This is a genomic window from Rhizobium sp. PP-F2F-G48, from assembly GCF_004342335.1.
Taxonomy (GTDB): domain Bacteria; phylum Pseudomonadota; class Alphaproteobacteria; order Rhizobiales; family Rhizobiaceae; genus Ferranicluibacter.
The window spans coordinates 1-20826 of sequence record NZ_SLVH01000012.1; the positions used below are offsets into that span (position 1 = coordinate 1).

The window sequence follows — 20826 nt, forward strand, 5'->3', positions numbered from 1 at the left end:
GAGGAATGCGCGCGGGTTCTCAAGTGGCATCAGGGTCCGACCCTCCTGGGCATGGCGACACCTTTTGTGGCAAAGCCGGTGACGGAATGCAAAGCCTTCGTTCCCTCAAAATCCCGCACTTCGGAACATGCAAATCTTTCTGCCGCGATCTCTTCAATCCAAAAACGGCGAAAGCCAAATCGTTCTCCACCAACCGCTGAGAACAGGGTTTGCCTTGCCGGAAGCGGCGCTTTTGACGGATGACCATCTCGAAGACGGACGGCTGTCGATCGATCTCGTCCGTGAAATCCCGACGCCCTTTGACCTCCTGGGTTGAAGACATCGAGGGTTGGAAAGCTCGACAATCTTGGTTCCCTATACGTCTCGCCTATTCTGGCTCGATTTTCCCACTTTTAGATTCTAGGCGGTAGCGGCTGGCCGGGTAGACGAGGCGGGCGACGGAGACGTTGTTCTGCAAGGACCATGTCCGCCGCCGAATGGTCAGGCAGGGTTCGGACGGCAAAATTACCAGCAGCTTGCACTCCCATGGCTGCGGCATCGCCGCCTCGACCACGTGTTCCGACCCGCTGAGTGGCGCGGCGATCATGAGATAGGCGTTCGGGGTCTCGACCGCGAAATCCTGCGCCAGATAATCGGGCGCCATCTGCGGATTGACGAACCGATCCTCGATCTGCACCGGCACGCCGTTTTCACTGTGCACGATCAACGAATGAAAGACGTCGGCCCCGATGGGAAGGCTGAGCGCATCGGCAATCTCGGGCGACGCGTTCTCGCCGGCGAGAACCACGACGCGCGCCCGGTGTACATGGCCCCGCGCCTTGATTTCGTCGGCGATATTGCGAACCTCGAACAGCTCGGAATAGCCCTTCCGTTCCGCCACGAACGAGCCGACGCCCTGGATGCGCACGAGCTCGCCTTCGCTCGCCAGTTCGCGCAGCGCCCGGTTGGCCGTCATCTTGCTGACGCCGAGTTCCGCCACCAGTTCGTTCTCGGAGGGCACGCGGTGGCGCGGCGGCCATTCGCCGCTCTGGATCCGGCCGAGGATCATCTGCTTGACACCGGCATAAAGCGGCGCACCATCCCCTTCGGTGCCGTCCCAGCTCAGCGCCGGCGACTTATCGGATCTGCGACTCATCTGGCTAATCCTTGAGCAGAAAAAAATGTGCTTCTCAATAAAGCCTTGCCTCTTGCTTACCACAAGAAAATACATATGGTCCCATATACAACATCGCTTCACAAGAACGTGCGCAACGCTGTTCTCAAGCAAGCCGGCGCAGATCGGCCAAGGGAATGCCATCAAACTCCGAGAGGAACCGGATCATGAAGTTCACACGCATTCTGACGGCGGGCGCGCTTGCGCTTGCGTCCCTGTCTGCCGCCGCGCTGACCGCATCCGTCGCGACGGCGAAAGACTGGAAGACCGTTACGATTACCCTTGAGGGCGCCTATGCGCCCTGGAACCTCACCAATCCCGACGGCACGCTTGGCGGCTTCGAACCGGAGCTTGCCAAATATCTCTGCGATCACATGAAAGTGGAGTGCAAGCTGGTCGCGTCCGACTGGGACGGCATGATCCCGGCACTGACGGCCGGCAAATACGACGTGATCATGGACGCGCTGTCGATCACCGAAGAGCGCAAGAAGATCATCGACTTCACCATCCCCTATGCCCATACGCACGCCGCCTTCGCGACGGCGAAAGACAGCCCGCTGGCCAACGCCACGGGAACCGGCACGGTCATCAAGCTCGATCCCGGCGCAACCGGCGTCAAGGAGATCGACAGCCTCAAGGAGGCGTTTGCCGGGAAAACGATCGGCATTCAGGCCGCAACCGTCTATTCCAAGTTCATCTACGACAATTTCGGCTCCATCGCGACGGTGCGGGAATACAAGACGGGCGCCGAGCGGGATCTCGATCTCGAGAGCGGCCGGATCGATCTCGTCTTCGACGACGCCGTCTATCTGATCTCGGCCTTCGAGAAATCGAACGGCACGCTGGCTTTCACCGGCCCGGAAATCGGCGGCACCATCTTCGGCAGCGGCGAAGGCCTCGGCCTGCGCCAGGCCGATACCGATCTGCGCGACATGTTCAACAAAGCGATCCAGTCGGCCCTCGACGACGGCACGATCAAGACGCTGTCCATGAAGTGGTTCAAGACGGACGTCACCCCCTGAAGCACGACAGTCGCCGCCCCGATCTTGAGGATCGGTGGCGGTGGCCTTGGGTGTGCAGTGCATCGATCCATGATCCGTCCCGGTGCCCAAAGCGGCGCGCGCAACGGACAAGAAGGGCGGCTCGCGCATGACAATTCTGCAAACCATCGGCTTCGGCCCGACCGGCTGGGGCGGGCTGCTTCTGATCGCCGCGTTGATGACGCTCTGCGTCACGGCGACCGCGCTGTTGATCGGCATGGTCTTCGGCACGCTGATCGCGTGGGCCAAGCTTTCGGGCAGTCGTCTGGCCCGCAGCCTCGGCAGTGCCTACACCACCATCTTCCGCGGCGTGCCGGAATTGCTGATCATTTACCTCGTCTATTTTGGCGGATCGAGCCTCGTGACGGCGATCGGGGCGGCCATGGGGTTCGAAGGCTTTCTCGGCCTGCCCTCCTTTGCCGCCGGCGCCTTGGCCGTCGGCATCATTTCCGGCGCGTACCAGGCAGAGGTCTACCGTGGCGCCTTTCTCGCCATTCCCAAGGGCGAACTGGAGGCGGCGCAGGCGATCGGCATGCCACGCCTGCTGCGCTTTCGGCGTATCGTCGCACCGCAGGTGTTCCGTTTCGCGATCCCCGGCATCGGCAATGTCTGGCAGCTCAGCCTCAAGGATTCCGCGCTGGTCTCGGTCACCGGACTGGCCGACCTGATGCGCACCAGCCAGATCGCCGCCGGCTCGACGCGCCAGCATTTCCTGTTCTTCATCGTTGGCGGCTGCCTTTACCTGCTGCTGACCAGCCTGTCCGACAGGGTCTTCAACCATGCGGAACACCGCGCCAATCGCAGCATGCCGAGCGGCATCGGCCAGGCCTGAGGAGGCATTTCTATGGATCTCGACTTCATGGCCTCCACAATGGTGACGCTGATTGCGGCCCTGCCGATGACGCTCGCCTTGTTTTCGCTGTCCGTCGTCTTTGGCGGGCTTCTGGCACTGCTGGTGGTCTGGATGCGGGTCGGCGGCAACCCGGTCGCCCGCGGCTTTGCCAAGGGATACATCTTCGTGTTTCGCGGCTCGCCGCTGCTGATCCAGATGTTCCTGATCTTCTACGGCCTCGGCCAGTTCGGCTTCATCCGCTACAGCGTCCTCTGGCCGGCGCTGCGGGAGCCCTTCGTCTGCGCGGTCCTGTCGCTGGCGCTCTGCACGGCCGGCTATACCGCCGAGATCTTTCGCTTCGGCCTGCGCTCCATTCCGGCAAAGGAGATCGAGGCGGCGCGCGCGGTCGGCATGTCCGGCTTCCTCCTGACCCGCCGCATCCTTGCCCCCATCGCCTTTCGCAACGCCCTGCCCGCCTATTCGACCGAAGTGATGATGATGGTGAAGTCCACCGCGCTCGCCAGCCTCGTGACGGTCTGGGAGGTCACGGGCGTCGCACAACGGCTGATCGCGCAGACCTACCGGACCATGGAAGTCTTTCTCTGCGCCGCTGCGATCTACCTCATCCTCAACTTCCTCATTCTCCAGGTGATGGCGTTGCTCGAATATCGACTGACGCCGCATCGTCGCACGGCGCCGCTCTTTCCGGTGGCACAGCGATGACCGCCGCGAATGCCCCCACGATTGGAACAGCCATGGCCAGCGCAACCCGCCTTTCCGTTCGCAATATCCGCAAGAGCTTCGGGCCGCATGAAGTCTTGCGCGGCATTTCGCTCGATGCCCATGACGGCGACGTCATCTCGCTGCTCGGCGCCAGCGGTTCGGGCAAATCGACCTTTCTGCGCTGCATCAACATGCTGGAGATCGCCGATGCCGGCGAGATCGTCGTCGATGGCGAAACGATCCAGATGGAGCAGCGGCGCGGCAAAACGGTGCCGGCCAACCGGCGGCAGGTGGACCGCATGCGCTCGGAACTCGGCATGGTCTTCCAATCGTTCAATCTCTGGTCCCATATGACGATCCTGCAGAACGTCATCGAAGGCCCGATGCATGTGCTGAAGCGACCGCGTGCCGACTGCATCGCCGAGGCGGAAGCGCTGCTGGAAAAGGTCGGGATCGCCGACAAGCGGCATGCCTATCCGGCCCACCTCTCCGGCGGCCAGCAACAGCGCGCCGCGATTGCCCGTTCGCTCGCCATGAAGCCCAAGGTCATGCTGTTCGACGAGCCGACCTCGGCGCTGGACCCGGAACTCGTCGGCGAGGTGCTGCGCGTCATGCGCGCCCTCGCAGAAGAAGGCATGACCATGCTGGTCGTCACCCACGAAATGAGCTTCGCCCGAACGGTCTCCAACCGGGTCATCTTCATGAAATCCGGGGAAATCAACTGCGACGGACCGCCCGAACATGTCTTCGGTGCCGGTGCCTCCCCGGAGTTTCGCCAGTTCATCGGCCATTTCGGGAGCTGATGATGCAGGAAATTGCGCTGGACAAGCGTCTCGGCTGGCGCGAGATCGCGGCAATTGCAGACGGCGCAACGATCGTGCTGTCGCAGGCGGCCCGCGAGCGGGTGGAGATGGCAAACCGGATCGTCGCCGCGATCGTCGAGAGCGGCGTCCGGGCCTATGGCATCACCACCGGCGTCGGCGCGCTGGCCGATACGGTGGTCGATCGCGCGTCGCAGAGCCGTCTGTCGCGCAACATCGTCCTCAGCCACGCCTGCGGCATCGGCCCTCTCCTGGAGGCATCCTCGGTGCGTGCCATCATCGCGGCACAGATCGCCAATCTGTCGCACGGCCATTCCGGCGTTCGTCCCGACGTGGTCGCAAGGCTCTGCACCTTCCTGCGCGAAGACTGCGTGCCGGATGTCCCCTCCCGGGGCTCGGCCGGCTATCTGACCCACAATGCCCATATCGCCCTGGTGCTGATCGGCGAAGGTCGGGCACGCCTGAAGGGTGCGGCGATGACGGGCGCGGACGCCCTGATGGCGCTCGGGCTGGAGCCGCTGGTGCTCGAGGCGAAGGAAGGCCTCAGCCTCGTCAACGGCACCGCCTGCTCGACCGGCCTCGGCGCCTTGGCCCTGGCGCGGGCCGAGGCTTTGCTCGATTGGGCGGACGCGATCGCCGCGCTGACGCTGGAGGCGCTCGGCGCGCAGATGACGGCGTTCGACGCCGAGGTGCTGGCGCTCCGGCCGTCACCCGGACTTCTGCAGGTTGGCAAAACGCTGCGGCACCTGCTCGCTGGCAGCGGTCTGATTGCGGCCGCAGCCGGCGCGCGGACGCAGGATGCGCTCAGCCTGCGCTCGGTTCCCCATGTCCACGGCGCCGCCCGTGATGTGTTCGAGGCGACGGCGATCGTCGTGAACCGCGAACTGGCATCCGTCACCGACAATCCGGCGATCGGCGGCACGATCGAGCAGCCCCTGGTCTTCTCCGAAGCACATGCCGTCTCACCGGCTCTGGCACAGGCTCTGGACGGTCTCGCGATCGCGATGGCGCAGGTTGCAGCCATCAGCGAACGCCGGACCGACCGGCTGGTCAACCCGCTGGTCAGCGGCCTGCCCGCCTTCCTCGCCGCGGATCCCGGCGCCGGCTCCGGCTACATGATCGCCCATTATACGGCCGCCGCCCTCGCCGCGGACAACCGCCGCCTCGCCCTGCCCGCCAGCCTCGACGGCGGCGTGACCTCCGGCAATCAGGAGGATTTCCTCGCCCACCCCACTGCCGCCGCCAACAAGCTGCTGGCCATCATCGACAACGCCGAGCAGATCCTCGCGATCGAATATGCAAGCGCCGCGCAGGCACACGAATTCCGCCATGCGATCGCCCCCCGCGCCGAGGGCACCGATCGCCTTTACCGCTATCTCCGCTCCAACATCCCCCCTTACGCCGACGACCGCCCGCTTGGATGGAACCTTGAAGCGGCGCGCGAATTGATCGTGCAGAGGCGGCCGGAAGATCTCTGAAGAGAGACCGCGGCGACGACGGCGGCAACATCGCTCGCCGGAGCGACCGACAGCACCGACATCGACCTCCGCCGCCAAGCCTTCTCCCGCAGTTCAGGCGCGGGAACCTCACCGACAGCGCGATGGGCTGACGCCGTATCGCTCGCTGAATTTGTGCGAGAAATGCGCAAGGCTTTTGAAGCCCCATTTGTAACAGACATCGGAGACGCTCATCTTGCAGGCGCCGCTCTGCAGGAGATCGCGACGGGCGCCTTCGAGCCTCTTCTCCTGGATATGGGCGACCAGCGACAGCCGCTCCCCCTGAAAAAGACGGTTCAGCTGTCGCAGACTGATGCCCATGAAATCGGCGATCGCCGTGGGATTGAGATCCGGATCTCCGAGGCGATCGGCGATGTACTTGCGAGCCCGCAGCAGCAACTGGGCGTGATAGGTGGAGCGCTCGCCGCCATTGACGAGGGAATAGGCCGTCTCCATGACGTCCCAGACCTTCTTCTCGAGCGCGGCACCGACCCTTTCGCCCGTGATACTGGAGGATTGCACCTCGCGCATCACGTCGTGCAGCGCCAGCGGAATCATCCGTGCGGGATTGGTCGAACCGCCGAAGTGGACGACGTCCCGCAAACTCCAGTCGCCGAAACGATCCCGAAAATCCTCCCCGGGAATTTCGAAGATAGCCTGGCGGGCGAAAGCCGGGAAACCGTGCATATAGGCCTGATTGGTGTCGTAGAGGACGACGTCGCCCGCTTCTGCCACCAGACATCGTCCTGCCCGGTTCACGAAGACCTTGCCGTCGAGGATCACCGTCAGGAAGGCGCTGTCCTTTTCCCGCCGACGCAGCAGGCTGGGCGTCCGCTCGATGAAGTGCTCGTCGCCGGCGATGTCGATCATCTTCATGCGCCCGAGGTCGAAGTAATGGTAGCGCGCGTTCAGCCCCTGTTCGGACAGGCACGAACATCGCAGCCCGACGACCTGCTCGGCGCAATGCTCCTCCCAGAGATCGATCCGCTCATGTGGCGCGACGACGCGCGTGTCAAAGGTCACCCCTCCCGAGACGGCGCTCGGGAGGGCGACAACGCCCGGCCTTATATTCAATGTATCCTCCCTGCCCCGGCCACGGCTCCCAAGGGGTCCGCGGAGGGCCAGGGGAGTGTGACAAAACGCAAGTCTTCCGTCAAACCTCTTGCGCGGCGGATTGTCCGTCGACTGCACATTTTCTAATGGACCGGCATGCATCAGACGGTGAGGTAGCCGCCATCGATCGGGAGGATCGCTCCGGTGATGTAGCCGGCCGCAGGGCTCGCCAGATAGACGATCGGATCCGCGATCTCTTTCGGCTCACCCCAGCGGCCGAAGGGGATGCGGGCGAGGATCGGTCCGGAGGCCTCCGTGTCCGAGAGAAGGGTCTTCGACAGCGGCGTCACGATCCAACCCGGTGCGACGGCGTTGACCCGGATCGCCGGCGCATATTCCTGCGCCAGCGATTTCGTCAGCTGCACGACGGCGCCCTTGGAGGACGCATAGGCCGGCCGATCCCCCGAGCCGAAGGTGGAATACATCGACGCGATGTTGACGATCGCGCCGCCGGCCGGCATGCGCGGACGCGCGGTGCGACAGGCTGTCAGGATGGAGTACAGGTTGATCGACATCACCTCGGCAAAGGACTGGGACGTCCACTCGTCCCGGTCGCGGCTGACCCCGGCGCAGTTGACCAGCACATCGATTCTCTCGAAGGCGGAAATGTAGCTTTCGAGATCCGCGGTCGATCGGACATCCACCTCGGACGCTGTGATGCCGGCCAAACCCGCCTTCGCGCCCGTCATCAGCCCGGCGACATGCGTCCGCGCACCGAGCGCGCTGAAGGCTTCAGCCGTCGCGGCACCGATACCGGACGTTCCGCCGATGACGACGACGGTCTTGTCTGCGAACAGTTTTGGTTCAAACGTCATGGGGTTCCTCCAACCAAGCCATGGGTAGATGCACGTCGTGCCGGTCGCTACGGAACGACCAGCACCTTCACGTCGTCGTTCGGCGCCGCCAGTCTCTCGAAAGCGTTGGCCACCACTTCGGCGAGCGGCACTTCCCGGGTGACGATCAGCGAGGGATCGAAAAGTCCGCCGGCGATCATGCCGATCAGGTCAGCATAGACATGCCGGTAGCCGCACGAGGGTATGATCTCCACCTCGCGGTTGACGAGGTCGAAGGCATCGACGCGGGCGGGTGCGCCGAACAGCCCGACCAGCACGACCTTGCCACCCTTGCGGACAGACTGGATGGCATCGTCGAGCGCCGGCTGCACGCCGACGGCCTCGAAAGCCACGTCCACGCCGCGGGCCTGCGTCGGCAGATGGCCCGACAGGCTGTTGACGGTTTCGGTCGCCCCCAGCGCCCGCGCGCGCGCAAGCCTTGCATCCGACACGTCGCTGACGACGATCCGTTTCGCCCCGGCAACGGCCGACAGCTGCACGAGCAGAAGCCCGATCGGTCCGGCACCGACAACGGCGACACTCTGTCCCGCCGTCAGGCCAGAGCGTCGCAGCGCATGCAGGGCAACCGCGGCCGGCTCCAGCACGGCGGCCTGACGGTCGGTCACCGCATCCGGCAGGATGTGCAGCATGTAGTGGGGAACGACGGCCTCCTCCGCCATGCCGCCATGTCCCATCAGCCCTGCGAACCCCATCTTTTCGCAGAGATTGTAGTCTCCCTGCAGGCAGGCAGCGCATGCGCCGCAACGGTATTCGGGCTCCACCGCCACTCTCTGCCCGACCTTCACGGCTCCGCAGGGGCCGTTGATCTCGACCACTTCGCCGGTGAACTCGTGGCCGAGAACCAGCGGCGCAACCACACCCGAAATCGGATGTGGCTCTTTCACCGGGATGGCGTGCGGGCCGTTCAGGAATTCATGCATGTCGGAACCGCAGATCCCGCAGCGCGTGACACGCAGGCGCACCTCGCCCGGCTCGAGGGCGGGACGAACCCGCCGCTCGATCCGGATGTCTTTGGCCGCGTGCCAGACAGCGGACAGGATGCCCTTGTCGTTTGCCCGATCCGTCAGTGCCCCGTCCATCAGCGGAAAAGACCGTCGATATAGGCGGCGCCGAGGCCGACCTTTTCGTAATGGGCCCGTGCCAGCGCGATGTAGTCATGCACATCGAAGGTGCCGGCCGAGTTGCCGTCCTCGTCCAGCCAGATGAGCGGTCCCGTCACCTTGAAATGGACGCGCATGGGTTCGTCGCTTTCGTAGGCGACGAGCGTGTGTCCCTCGCCGGGCGTCTCGTAGACGAAGTCGCCGGCTGAGGCGGTCCAGTCGTGCTCCAGATAGCCCCACTTGCCCGAGATCGTATAGGCGAAGACTTCGTGCGGATGATAGTGGCGGTTTACCAGGCCCGCCTTCTTCGCCATCAGGATATCGCACCACATGTTGCGGTCCGGCGAGATCCACAACGGGCGGGTCGAGACCGTTTCGGTCAGGGGAACGTAATAGCGTTCGTCATCGGTCGCGGCGTTGGGAAGATAGACTTCGGGTTTCGCGTCCGGCTTGAACACGTTCTCGATCGGCTTGATGTCGCGCCAGAATTCGTTCGTCGCAGCTTCGGGCATGTCGGTTACCTCCCAGTAGATCCAGGGCTCAGTCGCCCCGACAACAAGAATAGTGATTACGACGGAGGAGGCTTGACGGGCAGGGACACTTGTTTTGTCTCTCCGCGCCCAAACGTCCAAAGGGGTGGGAGGTGGGTGGGACAGGATAAATTGCCGCGTCTAAGCTCCTGTCCACCGCAGTGCCCGAGAGGCTCGCGGTCCGCGCTTGGAGGGCGCGGCATCTGGGAGAGCTGTCGATCGGCTCGACGCATCAGGGGATGACGCGCGATCGGCCAAGGGAGGTTTCGATATGACATTCCGGTATCTGACTGGCAGACATGAGAGTGGTCCGCAGGACGGTGGCGTGACGCGGCGCACGACCCTCAAGGCACTCGCCGCGGGCGCCGCGGTCCTTGCGGCGCCATCCTATCTGCGCGCCCAATCGGCACAGACCATCAAGATCGGCTTCATCACCCCGCAGACGGGACAGATGGCGCCCTTCGGAGAAACGGACGCCTTTGCGGTCGAATTCATCCGCAAGCATCTGGCCAAGGGTCTCGAGATCGGCGGCAAGACCTACGCGCTCGAGATCATCGAACGAGACGCACAGTCCAACCCCAACCGTGCAGCGGAGCTGGCCGGGGAATTGTGCCAGAACGACGGCGTCCACATGCTGATACCGGCCTCGACGACGGATGTGACGCTTCCCGTGTCCGAACAGGGCGAATTGTTCGAGGTGCCCACCCTCTCGTCCAGCGCGCCGTGGCAGGCCGTCATCATGCCGCGCGGCGGCGCCGATCAGAGCTTCAACTGGACCTACCACTTCTTCTGGGGCCTGGAAGACATCGTCCAGACATTCGTCAACATGTGGAACGGCCTCGAGAGCAACAAGAAGGTCGGCCTTCTGCTGCCACGCAACGCGGACGGCGAGGTCTGGGGCGACGACAAGATCGGCCTGCCCCCGGCCATGCGCGCCGCCGGCTTCGAGGTCATCGCACCGTCGAAATTCGAGATCCGGACCAATGATTTCTCGTCTCAGATCAGTGCCTTCAAGGAAGCTGGCTGCGAAATTCTCGGCGGCCTGGTCTTCCCGGCCGACCTGAGGACGGCGACCATCCAGATGGCGCAGCAGGGTTTCAAGCCCAAGATCATGACCGTCGCGGCCGGTCTTCTGTTTCCCTCCGCCGTCGAGGCCATGGGAACGCTCGGCACCGGCATGTCGACCGAGGTCTGGTGGACGCCGGCCTTCCCCTACAAATCCACCCTGACCGGCGAGAGCTCCGCGGATCTCGCGGCAAACTGGGAAAAAGCGACCGGCAAGCAGTGGACCCAGCCGCTCGGCTACAGCCATGCCATGTGGGAGATCATCGTGGACACGCTGAAGCGTTCCGGTGACCCGATGGACCGCGCCGCCATCCGCGACGCGCTGAAGGCAACAAACCTCGACACGGTGGTCGGCAACGTCAACTGGAGCAAGGGTCCTCACCCGAATGTCTCGAAGACGCCGGTTCTGGGCGGGCAATGGCGCAAGGGTGAAAAATGGCCCTACGACCTGAAGATCGTCGAGACCGGGCTCTATCCCATCATGAAGCCGGAAAGCAGCCTGGAGATGAAGTCTTGGTGACGCCATCCGGACAGCAGACGCAAGCGGACGGAAAGGAGGTTCTTCTTTCCGTTCGCAACCTTTCCAAGAGTTTTGGGGCTCTGAAAGTGGTGCAGGACGTCAGTTTCGAGCTGGCCCGCGGGGAAGTCCTGGGCGTTCTCGGGCCGAACGGGGCCGGCAAGACCAGTCTGTTCAACCTGATCTCGGGCGACATCGGCTTCGACACGGGCGCGATCACGCTCAATGGCACGCCGCTCGGTCGCGAACCCTCCTACCGGCGGGCCATGAGGGGGATCGGGCGGACCTATCAGATCCCCCGCCCTTACGCCAAGATGACAACCTTCGAGAACCTGCTCGTCGCCGCCCGCTTTGCAGCCGGTCGCAGCGAGCGCGAGGCCTATCTCTCCTGTGCCGCGCTGCTGGAGGATTGCGGGCTTGCCGGCAAGGCCAATCTCCCCGCCGGCGGCCTGACCCTGCTCGATCGAAAGCGGCTGGAACTGGCCCGGGCCCTTGCGGGCGAACCCAAGCTTCTTCTTCTCGACGAGATCGCCGGCGGGCTCACGGAAGCCGAAGCCGGGCAATTGGTGTCGCTGATCCGGCAGGTGCGCGATCGGGGCATCACGATCATCTGGATCGAGCATGTCCTGCACGCCGTGATGGCCGTGGCCGAGCGTCTTCTCGTCTTGAGCTTCGGCGAGAAGATCGCCGACGGCAAACCGCAGGAGGTGATCGACAATCCCGATGTACGCCGCATCTATATGGGGATCGAAGCATGAGCGCGTCTCCTCTTCTGACGGCGCGCGCGCTTTGCGCCGGCTATGGCGATTTCCAGGCCCTGTTTTCCATCGATTTCGATATTCACCCCGGCGAGGTGGTGGCCCTCATCGGTGCCAATGGTGCGGGCAAGTCCACGCTGCTGAAAACCTTCGTCGGCCTCGTGCCGATCCGGGACGGGTCGCTGACATTCTGCGGCCTGGACGTGTCGAAAACCCCGGCGCATGCGCTGGTCTCGCGCGGGCTGGCGCTGGTTCCGGAAGGCCGCCGGCTGTTTCGGGGCATGACGGCCGAGGACAATCTGCGGGTCGCGGCGGATCACGCCGGCCAGCCGGCGGCGGGCACGCGCCCGTGGACGCTGGAGCGGCTCTACGACCTCTTTCCGATTCTGGCCGAGCGCCGGGCACAAGCCGTCGAGGACCTCTCGGGCGGGCAGCAGCAGATGGTCGCGATCGGCCGCGCCCTGATGACGCAGCCGAAGCTGCTTCTCTGCGACGAAATCAGTCTCGGCCTCTCGCCGAAGGTGATCGCGGAAATCTACGACATGCTGCCGGCCATCCGGCAAGCCGGCACCGCGATCGTCCTGGTCGAGCAGGACGTCTCCCTCGCCAGCCGAAGTTCCGACCGGGTTTACTGCATGCTGGAGGGACGCATCACGCTGTCCGGCCGATCGTCCGAGGTGACGCGAGACGAGATCACCCAAGCCTATTTCGGAGTGAAACATGACCTGGGTTGACGCCGTTATCCAGGGGCTGCTGCTCGGCGGCCTCTATGCACAATATGCGATCGGCCTGTCGCTGATGTTCGGCGTGATGCGCATCGTCAATATCGCACACGGCGATCTCGTGATCCTCCTGGCGCTGATCGGCATCTCCGTCTCGGCAGCCTTCGGCCTCGGCCCCGGCTTCATCATGCTGCTGATGATCCCTCTCGGTGCGCTGATCGGTTGGGGCCTGCAACGCGGTATCCTCAACCACCTCGTCGGCAACGATCCCCTGCCCTCGCTCATCGCGACCTTCGGGCTGTCGCTGGCGCTGCAGAACCTGATGCTGACGATCTGGCAAGCCGACACGCGCTCGCTCGATGCCGGCGCGCTCGCCATCCAGTCGATCGACCTCGGAGGGATCCATGTCGGCGTCCTGCCCCTCGGCATCGTCGCGGTCGCGGCCCTGCTGACCTGGGGCCTGCATGTCGTCCTGAAGACCACCCGCTTCGGCCGCGCCTTGCGGGCATCGGCGGCGGACAAGGACGCGGCGACCCTGAGCGGCATCGACACCAGGATCGTCTACGCCAAGGCGACGGCCATTGCGGTGGCCATCCTCGGCATCGCGGCCGTCTTCCAGGCCGCCCGCACGACGGTCTCTCCGGCCGACGGCGGGGCGCAACTGATCTACGCCTTCGAGGCGGTGATCATCGGCGGGATGGGTTCCATCTGGGGCGCCTTTGCCGGCGGCCTGATCCTCGGCGTGGCCCAGGTCGTCGGCTCCCGCATCGATCCCGGCTGGGGCATTCTGGCCGGCCACCTCGTCTTTCTCCTGGTTCTCGCCTGGCGCCCCCAGGGCATCATGTCCCGTCGATAGGAGGCAGACTTGACCGCGTTCACCATTCTCGTCCACCGGCACACGCTTTCCAGCCGGATCGCCATCACCGTCGCGCTCCTTCTTCTGGCGGCGATTCCCACCATGCCGTTCTGGGCATCCAGCGGCCAGATCCGGTTGATCATCGAACTCTCCTGCCTGATCGCGATCGCGCAGATGTGGAACCTGCTGGCCGGCTATGGCGGCATGGTCTCCGTCGGCCAGCAGGCCTTCATCGGAGCCGGCGGCTATTCGCTGTTCGTCCTCTCCGTCTATGCGGGTCTCAATCCCTTCTGGTCGGTGCCGCTGGCCATGATCCTGCCCGCTCTGCTCGCAGCCCCCTCCTACCTGCTGCTGCGCAAGCTCGACGGCCCGTATTTCGCCATCGGAACCTGGGTGCTGGCGGAGGTCTTCCGGCTGGTGACGGGCAATCTCCAGGTGGTCAATGCCGGGTCCGGCATGACCTTGCGGGCGATGGGTCAGTTCACCGCCCACCAGCGGGAGATCGGCCTCACCATCCTCTGCGCCCTGCTGCTGCTCATCACGGTCGGCGGCACCTTCCTGATGCTGCGCTCGCGACTGGGCCTCGCCATGACGGCCATGCGCGACGATCCCGTCTCGGCCGCGAGCCAGGGCGTGAATGTCGGCCGCATGCGCTTCGGCATCTATGTCGTCGCCGCCATGGGAACGGGCCTTGCCGGCGCCATCTATTACATGGCGCAGCTGCGGATCTCTCCCAGTTCGGGCTTCGACCCCTACTGGTCGTCGATCTGCATCTTCATCGTCATGGTCGGCGGCATCGGGCGCCTGGAAGGGCCGATCGTGGGCGCCCTTCTCTACTTCACCGCAACCCGCCTCTTCGGCCATTACGGCGCAAGCTACATGATCGTGCTCGGCCTGTTGACCCTGCTCATCGCCCTCTTCTCGCCGGGCGGCCTCTGGGGCCTGTTCGGCAAGCTGCGGGACTGGCCCTGGTTTCCGGTCGGTCACAGGCTGGAATACCGACAGCGCGGCGATGCTTGAAGACGCCAGGCCATCGCAGTCGATGGATGCGGTCCGGCATTTCGATGAGCGATGGCTAGAGTTTCGCGCGCTCGGCCTCACGCCACACGCGCGGGGTTGAGCCGGTATGCTTCAGGATGAAGCGTGAGAAATAGGCAGGATCGGCAAAACCGAGGCGGTCGCTGATCTCCTGAACGGTGCCGAAGGTGAAGACCAGCTCGCGTCTGGCCTCGTCGAGCAGCCGGGCGGTCAGTCGTTGATGGGCTCCCTGTCCGCTCATGGCCTTCACCACGCGATTGAGATGCGTGGGAGAAATTCCGAGTTCGGCGGCGTAGAACGACACCGGCCTGTGCGCCCGCAGATGACGGTTGATCAGGGCGTCGAGCTGCTCCATCCGCCGGCTTCCGTCATCGGTCGTCCCACCGTCCCCGCCCTGCGACAGGCGGGCCGTCAATTGCAAGGTCTGGGTGACATAGGCATCGAGAAGATCGTTTCGGCCGTTGCGGTTCCCGGCATATTCCCGGCCAAGCCTTAGAAGGGTTTCCCCGACATAGGCGGCGTCCGGGTCGGCTCTGTCGAGCCGCGTCACCCGCGGTTCGCCGAGCCAGCCACCCAGGGGACTTCTCCCGCCGGGTACCGTCTTCAGACGGGATGCGAGGATGGTGATGACGAGCCCGTCCGTATCCCTGGAAAAGCGGAAGCCGTGACTGACGCCGGGAGGCACGGTGATGACGGTATCCGGCTCGATCCTAAGCCGCTCGTCGCCAAAGACGGCATCGCCCGAGCCCGTCTGAAAGTACAGGATCTGGAAAAAGCGCTCGTGCTGGTGCGCGCGAATTTCCCAGTGATGCAGACGGCTGCGCGAGGGAATGCCTTCGCAGTGAAGCCATAGGCCCGGCACCTGACCTGCCTGTTCGCCATAGAGCTCATAGGTGGGCACGTCGCGCGGCGTGATCGTTTCTTCCATGTTCGATATGTGCAATTTCTGGCCGGGATTGTCCATTGTCGCCCTGCTTTCTCTCGCCCACAATCGGGGCCGAACGTGACACCGGGAGAGGAAGCGTGGGAGGAAACATGCGCACCCAGATCGCCATCATCGGCTCCGGTCCTTCGGGGCTTCTGCTGGGCCAGCTTCTGACGGAAGCGGGAATCGACAATGTCATCATCGACCGCGTGGACCGGGAGTACATCCTCGGACGCGTTCGCGCCGGGGTGCTGGAGGAAGGCACCGTCGCGCTGATGGACCAGGCGAAGGCCAGCGGTCGGCTTCATGCCGAAGGCCTTCCGCATGACGGGTTCTCGCTGGCCTTCGACGGTCGCGATCACCGCATCGACCTGTTTGGCCTGACCGGCGGCAAACGCGTCACGGTCTATGGGCAGACCGAATTGACGCGCGATCTGATGGATCGTCGCGAAGCCGGCGGCGCAACCACGATCTACGACGCGACCGACGTCCAGCCGCACGATTTCGAAACGGCAAAACCCTACATCACCTTTCAGAAGGACGGCACGGCGCATCGCCTGGATTGCGACTTCATCGCCGGCTGCGACGGGTTTCACGGCGCAAGCCGCAAGGCGGTGCCGGACAGGGCGATCACCGGCTACGAGCGGGTCTACCCCTTCGGCTGGCTGGGCATTCTCTCGGACGTCGCGCCGGTCAGCCATGAACTCATCTATGCCAATCATCCGCGCGGATTCGCGCTCTGCTCCATGCGCTCGGAAACGCGCAGCCGCTACTACATCCAGTGCGCGCTCGACGAGACCGTGGAGAGCTGGACCGACGACCGCTTTTGGGACGAACTACGCCGGCGCCTCCCCGCCCATCACGCCGAGGCCTTGGAGACGGCGCCTTCGTTCGAAAAATCGATCGCCCCCCTTCGCTCCTTCGTAGCCGAACCCATGCGCTTCGGTCGCCTCTTTCTTGTCGGCGATGCCGCCCATATCGTTCCGCCGACCGGCGCCAAAGGCTTGAACCTTGCCGCGAGCGACGTGAACTATCTGTTTGCCGGTCTGCTGGAGCACTATGCCGAAAGCTCGAACGCCGGCATCGACGCCTATTCGCAGCGCGCGCTCGCCCGCGTCTGGAAGGCCGTGCGCTTTTCGTGGTGGATGACGACGATGATGCACCGTTTTCCCGACTCCGGGCCGTTCGACCAGAAGATTCAGGAAGCCGAACTCGACTACCTCACGCATTCGCAAGCAGCTTCGAAAGCGCTTGCCGAGAATTATGTCGGCTTGCCTTACTGAGCGCTGCGGCAGCGCGACGCTCCCGCGATGAAAGCATTGTCGATCTGTGGACCTAGGACGAGCGATCGACACGCAGGACCATATCGAGGCTCATGGAAGATCGTGCATCCGTCTTCTGTCAAAGACCGGCGTCGGCACGATCCCTTCCAGATCAATGCCAGGGGCCGCGGACCGCCCAATAGGAGAACTCGACGTCGCGCTCGGTGAGATCCCGGTCGTCATCACGAGACTGGGGACGTTCAGAGGGCTGCGTCGTCGCGGTGGGCTGCCGCTGAAGAACCCAGCTGATCCCCGATTTCAAACTGCCGATTAGATCCAACGTCATGGGACACTCCTTCGTTGATCAATCTTCCTGCCAGCAGAGGGCAGATGCGCTTCTCTGTCGGACCGGGTCCGTCGTTCGACATCGCGAACGCCTTCCGCCTGCTGAACGTGAGGTTCGCCCTCTCCTCGTCTGGACGAGCCCGGCGGTCGAAAGCCCCGGATCCCGACGGCAATTATTATCGACTAATTTCCTATACAAAAGGAAGAAATCCCTGTTGCGGCAGACCGTTGGAGAAAATTCGTCCTCTCAGGAACACCTCGAGAGCGGTGGCTTTCCATGCGAAACAGGCGATAGCGGCCGCGACAAGACAGGAAGCGATCAAGGCGTCGGCGCACACAAGGATAGCGGCTTCGTCACGCTTTTCCTGCAGGATGTCATCGACGGCGTGGAGACCACGTCCTTCCAACTGCCGGGCACGGAACGCGCTGACAAGCTGTTCGCGCTCGAAGCGCCCGGCCATCGCTACACGCGCGTGTCCAACCCGACGCAGGATGCCTTCGAACAGCGCCTTGCCGAGATCGAAGGCGGCGCTGCGGCCCTGGCGCTCGGTTCCGGTCAGGCCGCGTCGGGCCTATGCGGTCCTCAATCTCGCGCGCCGGCGACAACGTCGTCAGCGCCTCCAGACTGCCGCGACGTGACCGGCACGGGAACATGGGGATTGCCCACGCCGATAGTTGTGTTGATCGTTCGGAAGGATATCGTGACGTTTGCCGATGTCAGTCGGACCGGCTTGTGCGGATCGAGCCGGGCGCTATCATTGATCCCGCGCGCGATATCGAATCCGCGCCGTGCCTGACCGTCCAGACCAGAACCGGAATTCTTGCCTTGACCGACCATCATCACCATGACGATCACGCGCACGACCATTCGCAACCGCACGAGGAGCGCTGGAAGCACGATGGCATCCGCGTCATCAAGGGCGACCAGCTCGATTCCAACACGGCCCAGACGCCTGGCATGTTTCGGCAGGCGGCGATCAATCATGCCCGCGTCGGCGCGCAGAAAATCTGGGCCGGAACCGTGGCGATCGAGCCCAACGCCAAGACCGGCGTGCATCATCACGGCGCACTCGAAAGCGTGATCTTCGTCATCCGCGGCAAGGCGCGCATGCGCTGGGGCGAGCGGCTGGAATTCGTCGCGGAAGCCGGTCCGGGCGATTTCATCTTCGTGCCGCCCTATGTGCCGCACCAGGAAATCAACGCGGATCCCAACAATATCCTCGAATGCGTCCTCGTCCGCTCCGACAACGAGGCCGTCGTCGTCAATATCACGGATGTCGATCCTGTCGAGGATCCCCAGGAGGTCTACTGGGTCGATCCTATACATGGCCATCCCGACGGTCGGAAATAGGCAGTCGTCCTCGGTTCCGGAAACGGCTTGTGGGCGCGTTCTTTCGTTCGAAGCCGGTCCAAAGCGATCCGTCGGAAAGGGCTTGCCGTAGCGTCCCGCCCTTCTTGCCGGTCGGCCAGAGTTCCTGCGGGTCTGCGGATGATCGCGCCATCGCAACCAGTGTCCGCCCCGTCTTCCCAATCTTTTCGGAGCGGTTCAGGCGGTCCCGATGCGGGGCTTTGGACGACTATTGGAGAGGGCAATGAAGGGGCGCTCGACGAGGTAGTAGAACGCCGTCGCGACGGCGATGCAGAGGGATACGACCACAAGGAGGCCCAGAGCCTCGGTGTGTGGCGAGCGGCCGACGAGCGCATACCACAAACGAAAGCCGATGCCCGAGACCGGATTGTGGGTCAGGTACAGCGAATAGGAAATCAGCCCCAGGAACTGTAGTGGCCAGACGCTTGAGAAGCTGCCGAGCTTGCCGGCCATGGCTATGGCGACGAGACCGAGAGCTGTGATCACGCAGGCGAGACCGAAGAGATTGCCGTTGATGACGGAGGCCACCAGGATCACGCCGGCATAGCCGGCAAACCAAAGGCGGCAGCCCTGCCGCTGCCAGGAGAGATAGGCTCCGACACCCAGCAGAAACGCATAGAAGAGATTGACGAACAGGCCCGGAATGTCCGGGCCAATGCCGACAGGCCACAAAAGGCTGAGCACAAAGGCCGCAATAAGAACGTCCGGAGACCGTGTCGCCAGGAGCAGGGCAAAGACGATATAGAACTGGATTTCATAGGCCAGCGTCCAGAAGGCAGCGTTTACAAGGGGGTAGCCGAGGATATCCTGCGCATAGACCATGTGCGCGAGGAGCTGGTCGATCGTGTGGAGATCGGCCGTCAAGCTCGGGAAAAAGGCCGCCGCGAACCAGGACAGAGCCGCTGTGCCGATCAGAACGGCCCAGTAAGGCGGATCGAGCCGGATCGATCTCTTCAGCATGAACTGTCCAAGCCCGGCCGCGGACATGTCGATGTTCCGGAGAGAATGGGTGATGACGAAACCGCTGATGACGAAGAACACGGGAACGCCCAGTTCCCCGAACGTCAGGATCTTGAGGACGATGTCGGGAAGCCTGTCGATATGCCCGCCGGCACCGGCGTGGAAGAAAACGACCGCGAGCGAGGCAAGCCCGCGAAGACCGTCGATGAAGGAAAAGCGGACTTTCGGTGAATGCTCCACCACGCAGCTTCCGTCCTGTTTCCCGACAACCGGTCTCGATCCTATCTCGGTCAAACGTGCCGGGCACGTGCCGGCAGATGGATTGAGGCCGACCTTATGGCGCCAATGATGACGCAATCAGGTCGGCCCAAGCTATCGGTCGTCCGTGCTGTCGTCTCACATCACCGTGCGCGGGGCGTCGCGGGGGAAGAGATCGTTGAGCTTGTAGGCGACTTCCGTGCGATTGGTCGCCTTGAGCTTCTTCATGATGTTGCGGATGTGAACCTTCACGGTGCTTTCCCGCAGATTGAGCTCATAGGCGATGATCTTGTTCGCCTTGCCCTTACGAAGGGCTTGCACGACCTCGGCCTGACGAAGCGTAAACATTTCGGAGACCCGCGGCGCCTCCTGCGCGTCGGAGTCGATGAGGTGGCGGATGGAGATCACGCTGCTCGCCGGCACGAAGATACCTCCGGCAATCGCGAGTTCGATCGCGACAATGCACACGTCGATCCCGACCGAGGTCGGAATATAGCCGCTTGCGCCGTATTCGAGCGCCTTGAGGATCTGCGTCAGGTCATCGGAATCGGCGAGGACGACGACGGGAACCGACTTGAACTCGCCGGTCAGCCGCGAAATCTCGTTCATCGTCGCCACGTCGCTCATCTTGCGACCGCCGACATTCAGCAGGATGGCGCTGACCGGGGGATGAAGATCCTTCACCTTGCGCCACTGGTCCACCGTCGCGACCGCGCAGAAATCGGAACCGAGACCATTGCTGATCAATGCTCTCGCCAGGCATTCGCGATCGAGCGCCCGGCTGTCGATAATCAACAGGCAGGAATCTTTCGACTGCGACTTTCTCAGGCCGTCGGCCCGCATGCTGGAACGGGCAGAGGCATCGCTTTTGTTCACGTACTCCGACGCAAAATCACTCATCTTAACGCAACCCCCTGAGGATAAGTCTTGGCTACCTGCTCTTCGCGGCAATGTGATTACCGTCGAGCAATTATGGCCTCATCGACCTATAAATTAGATTTTACTGAATTAATATATGTATGCAGTCTGAGCTTTTACGTATAGATCCGGAAACCCGAGAGTCTATTGCCCCTCTTAATCAAGTATCCC

The 20826-nt window shown here is 63.4% G+C and carries 23 protein-coding genes; 14 read left to right on the forward strand and 9 right to left on the reverse strand.

What is annotated here, in order from left to right; translation table 11 throughout:
• Positions 1-200: hypothetical protein (locus C8J36_RS25190; protein ID WP_207897586.1), on the forward strand; the 200-nt coding region annotated here is incomplete at its 5' end.
• A 167-nt stretch (positions 201-367) separates the two neighbouring features.
• Here C8J36_RS25190 and hutC read toward each other — a convergent pair.
• Entirely contained in the window at positions 368-1135 is a 768-nt protein-coding gene (gene hutC, locus C8J36_RS21365) for a histidine utilization repressor (protein ID WP_062596854.1), read from the reverse strand.
• Positions 1136-1320: 185 nt separating this feature from the next.
• Here hutC and C8J36_RS21370 point away from each other — a divergent pair, with 185 nt between their 5' ends.
• From C8J36_RS21370 to hutH, 5 genes are all read left to right on the forward strand, one after another.
• Positions 1321-2175: a transporter substrate-binding domain-containing protein gene (locus tag C8J36_RS21370; RefSeq protein ID WP_132537373.1), complete on the forward strand. Its 855-nt coding sequence runs from the start codon at positions 1321-1323 to the stop codon at positions 2173-2175.
• A 127-nt stretch (positions 2176-2302) separates the two neighbouring features.
• Positions 2303-3025, forward strand: a complete 723-nt coding sequence (locus C8J36_RS21375) for an ABC transporter permease subunit (RefSeq protein WP_132537374.1) — start codon at positions 2303-2305, stop codon at positions 3023-3025.
• A 12-nt stretch (positions 3026-3037) separates the two neighbouring features.
• The gene (locus C8J36_RS21380; protein ID WP_132537375.1) at positions 3038-3748 is read left to right on the forward strand and encodes an ABC transporter permease subunit; all 711 of its coding nucleotides are present in this window, start codon (positions 3038-3040) and stop codon (positions 3746-3748) included.
• A gap of 32 nt (positions 3749-3780) precedes the next feature.
• The gene (locus tag C8J36_RS21385; RefSeq protein ID WP_062596851.1) at positions 3781-4551 is read left to right on the forward strand and encodes an ATP-binding cassette domain-containing protein; all 771 of its coding nucleotides are present in this window, start codon (positions 3781-3783) and stop codon (positions 4549-4551) included.
• Between the two features lie 2 nt (positions 4552-4553).
• Positions 4554-6047 (forward strand): histidine ammonia-lyase, encoded by a 1494-nt coding sequence (gene hutH, locus C8J36_RS21390; RefSeq protein WP_132537462.1) that lies wholly within the window; start codon positions 4554-4556, stop codon positions 6045-6047.
• Positions 6048-6155: 108 nt separating this feature from the next.
• Here hutH and C8J36_RS21395 read toward each other — a convergent pair whose 3' ends face one another.
• The 4 genes from C8J36_RS21395 to C8J36_RS21410 all read right to left on the reverse strand — a co-directional run bounded on the left by C8J36_RS21395 (position 6156) and on the right by C8J36_RS21410 (position 9644).
• A complete protein-coding gene (locus C8J36_RS21395) occupies positions 6156-7088 on the reverse strand; it encodes a helix-turn-helix domain-containing protein (RefSeq protein ID WP_062596849.1) in 933 nt (310 codons plus the stop codon).
• 191 nt (positions 7089-7279) lie between these two features.
• On the reverse strand, positions 7280-7993 hold the full coding sequence (locus tag C8J36_RS21400; RefSeq protein ID WP_132537376.1) for an SDR family oxidoreductase: 714 nt from the start codon (positions 7991-7993) through the stop codon (positions 7280-7282).
• Positions 7994-8040: 47 nt separating this feature from the next.
• A complete protein-coding gene (locus C8J36_RS21405) occupies positions 8041-9111 on the reverse strand; it encodes a 2,3-butanediol dehydrogenase (RefSeq protein WP_207897588.1) in 1071 nt (356 codons plus the stop codon).
• The gene (locus C8J36_RS21410) at positions 9111-9644 is read right to left on the reverse strand and encodes a 2,4'-dihydroxyacetophenone dioxygenase family protein (RefSeq protein WP_062596847.1); all 534 of its coding nucleotides are present in this window, start codon (positions 9642-9644) and stop codon (positions 9111-9113) included. Before C8J36_RS21410 ends, C8J36_RS21405 begins: the two co-directional genes overlap by 1 nt.
• A gap of 343 nt (positions 9645-9987) precedes the next feature.
• Between C8J36_RS21410 and C8J36_RS21415 the strand changes: the two genes are divergently transcribed.
• From C8J36_RS21415 to C8J36_RS21435, 5 genes are read left to right on the forward strand one after another with little or no spacing between them, the layout of a single operon-like run.
• The gene (locus tag C8J36_RS21415) at positions 9988-11247 is read left to right on the forward strand and encodes an ABC transporter substrate-binding protein (protein WP_245506686.1); all 1260 of its coding nucleotides are present in this window, start codon (positions 9988-9990) and stop codon (positions 11245-11247) included.
• The gene (locus C8J36_RS21420; protein ID WP_245506687.1) at positions 11241-12002 is read left to right on the forward strand and encodes an ABC transporter ATP-binding protein; all 762 of its coding nucleotides are present in this window, start codon (positions 11241-11243) and stop codon (positions 12000-12002) included. Before C8J36_RS21415 ends, C8J36_RS21420 begins: the two co-directional genes overlap by 7 nt.
• Positions 11999-12736 carry an ABC transporter ATP-binding protein gene (locus C8J36_RS21425; RefSeq protein ID WP_132537379.1) on the forward strand — a complete coding sequence of 246 codons (738 nt, stop codon included), beginning with the start codon at positions 11999-12001 and terminating at the stop codon, positions 12734-12736. Before C8J36_RS21420 ends, C8J36_RS21425 begins: the two co-directional genes overlap by 4 nt.
• The gene (locus C8J36_RS21430) at positions 12723-13580 is read left to right on the forward strand and encodes a branched-chain amino acid ABC transporter permease (RefSeq protein WP_132537380.1); all 858 of its coding nucleotides are present in this window, start codon (positions 12723-12725) and stop codon (positions 13578-13580) included. The genes C8J36_RS21425 and C8J36_RS21430 overlap by 14 nt, the downstream gene beginning before the upstream one ends.
• A 9-nt stretch (positions 13581-13589) precedes the next feature.
• Positions 13590-14600 carry a branched-chain amino acid ABC transporter permease gene (locus C8J36_RS21435; RefSeq protein WP_245506688.1) on the forward strand — a complete coding sequence of 337 codons (1011 nt, stop codon included), beginning with the start codon at positions 13590-13592 and terminating at the stop codon, positions 14598-14600.
• Positions 14601-14655: 55 nt separating this feature from the next.
• On the opposite strand, the gene C8J36_RS21440 is transcribed toward C8J36_RS21435, so the two are convergent.
• Entirely contained in the window at positions 14656-15546 is an 891-nt protein-coding gene (locus tag C8J36_RS21440) for a helix-turn-helix domain-containing protein (RefSeq protein ID WP_132537381.1), read from the reverse strand.
• A gap of 107 nt (positions 15547-15653) precedes the next feature.
• Here C8J36_RS21440 and pobA point away from each other — a divergent pair, with 107 nt between their 5' ends.
• Positions 15654-16826 (forward strand): 4-hydroxybenzoate 3-monooxygenase, encoded by a 1173-nt coding sequence (gene pobA, locus C8J36_RS21445; protein ID WP_132537382.1) that lies wholly within the window; start codon positions 15654-15656, stop codon positions 16824-16826.
• Between the two features lie 151 nt (positions 16827-16977).
• On the opposite strand, the gene C8J36_RS25060 is transcribed toward pobA, so the two are convergent.
• A complete protein-coding gene (locus tag C8J36_RS25060; RefSeq protein WP_165915135.1) occupies positions 16978-17151 on the reverse strand; it encodes a hypothetical protein in 174 nt (57 codons plus the stop codon).
• A 214-nt stretch (positions 17152-17365) separates the two neighbouring features.
• Between C8J36_RS25060 and C8J36_RS25195 the strand changes: the two genes are divergently transcribed.
• The gene (locus C8J36_RS25195) at positions 17366-17947 is read left to right on the forward strand and encodes a PLP-dependent transferase (protein WP_245506689.1); all 582 of its coding nucleotides are present in this window, start codon (positions 17366-17368) and stop codon (positions 17945-17947) included.
• Positions 17948-17976: 29 nt separating this feature from the next.
• Positions 17977-18501 (forward strand): cupin domain-containing protein, encoded by a 525-nt coding sequence (locus C8J36_RS21455; protein ID WP_132537384.1) that lies wholly within the window; start codon positions 17977-17979, stop codon positions 18499-18501.
• A 195-nt stretch (positions 18502-18696) separates the two neighbouring features.
• Here the strand turns inward: C8J36_RS21455 and C8J36_RS21460 are convergent, their stop codons facing one another.
• Both C8J36_RS21460 and C8J36_RS21465 read right to left on the reverse strand, forming a co-directional pair.
• Entirely contained in the window at positions 18697-19722 is a 1026-nt protein-coding gene (locus C8J36_RS21460; RefSeq protein WP_165915136.1) for an acyltransferase, read from the reverse strand.
• 153 nt (positions 19723-19875) lie between these two features.
• The gene (locus tag C8J36_RS21465) at positions 19876-20580 is read right to left on the reverse strand and encodes a response regulator transcription factor (RefSeq protein ID WP_244481296.1); all 705 of its coding nucleotides are present in this window, start codon (positions 20578-20580) and stop codon (positions 19876-19878) included.
• Positions 20581-20826: the final 246 nt, after the last annotated feature.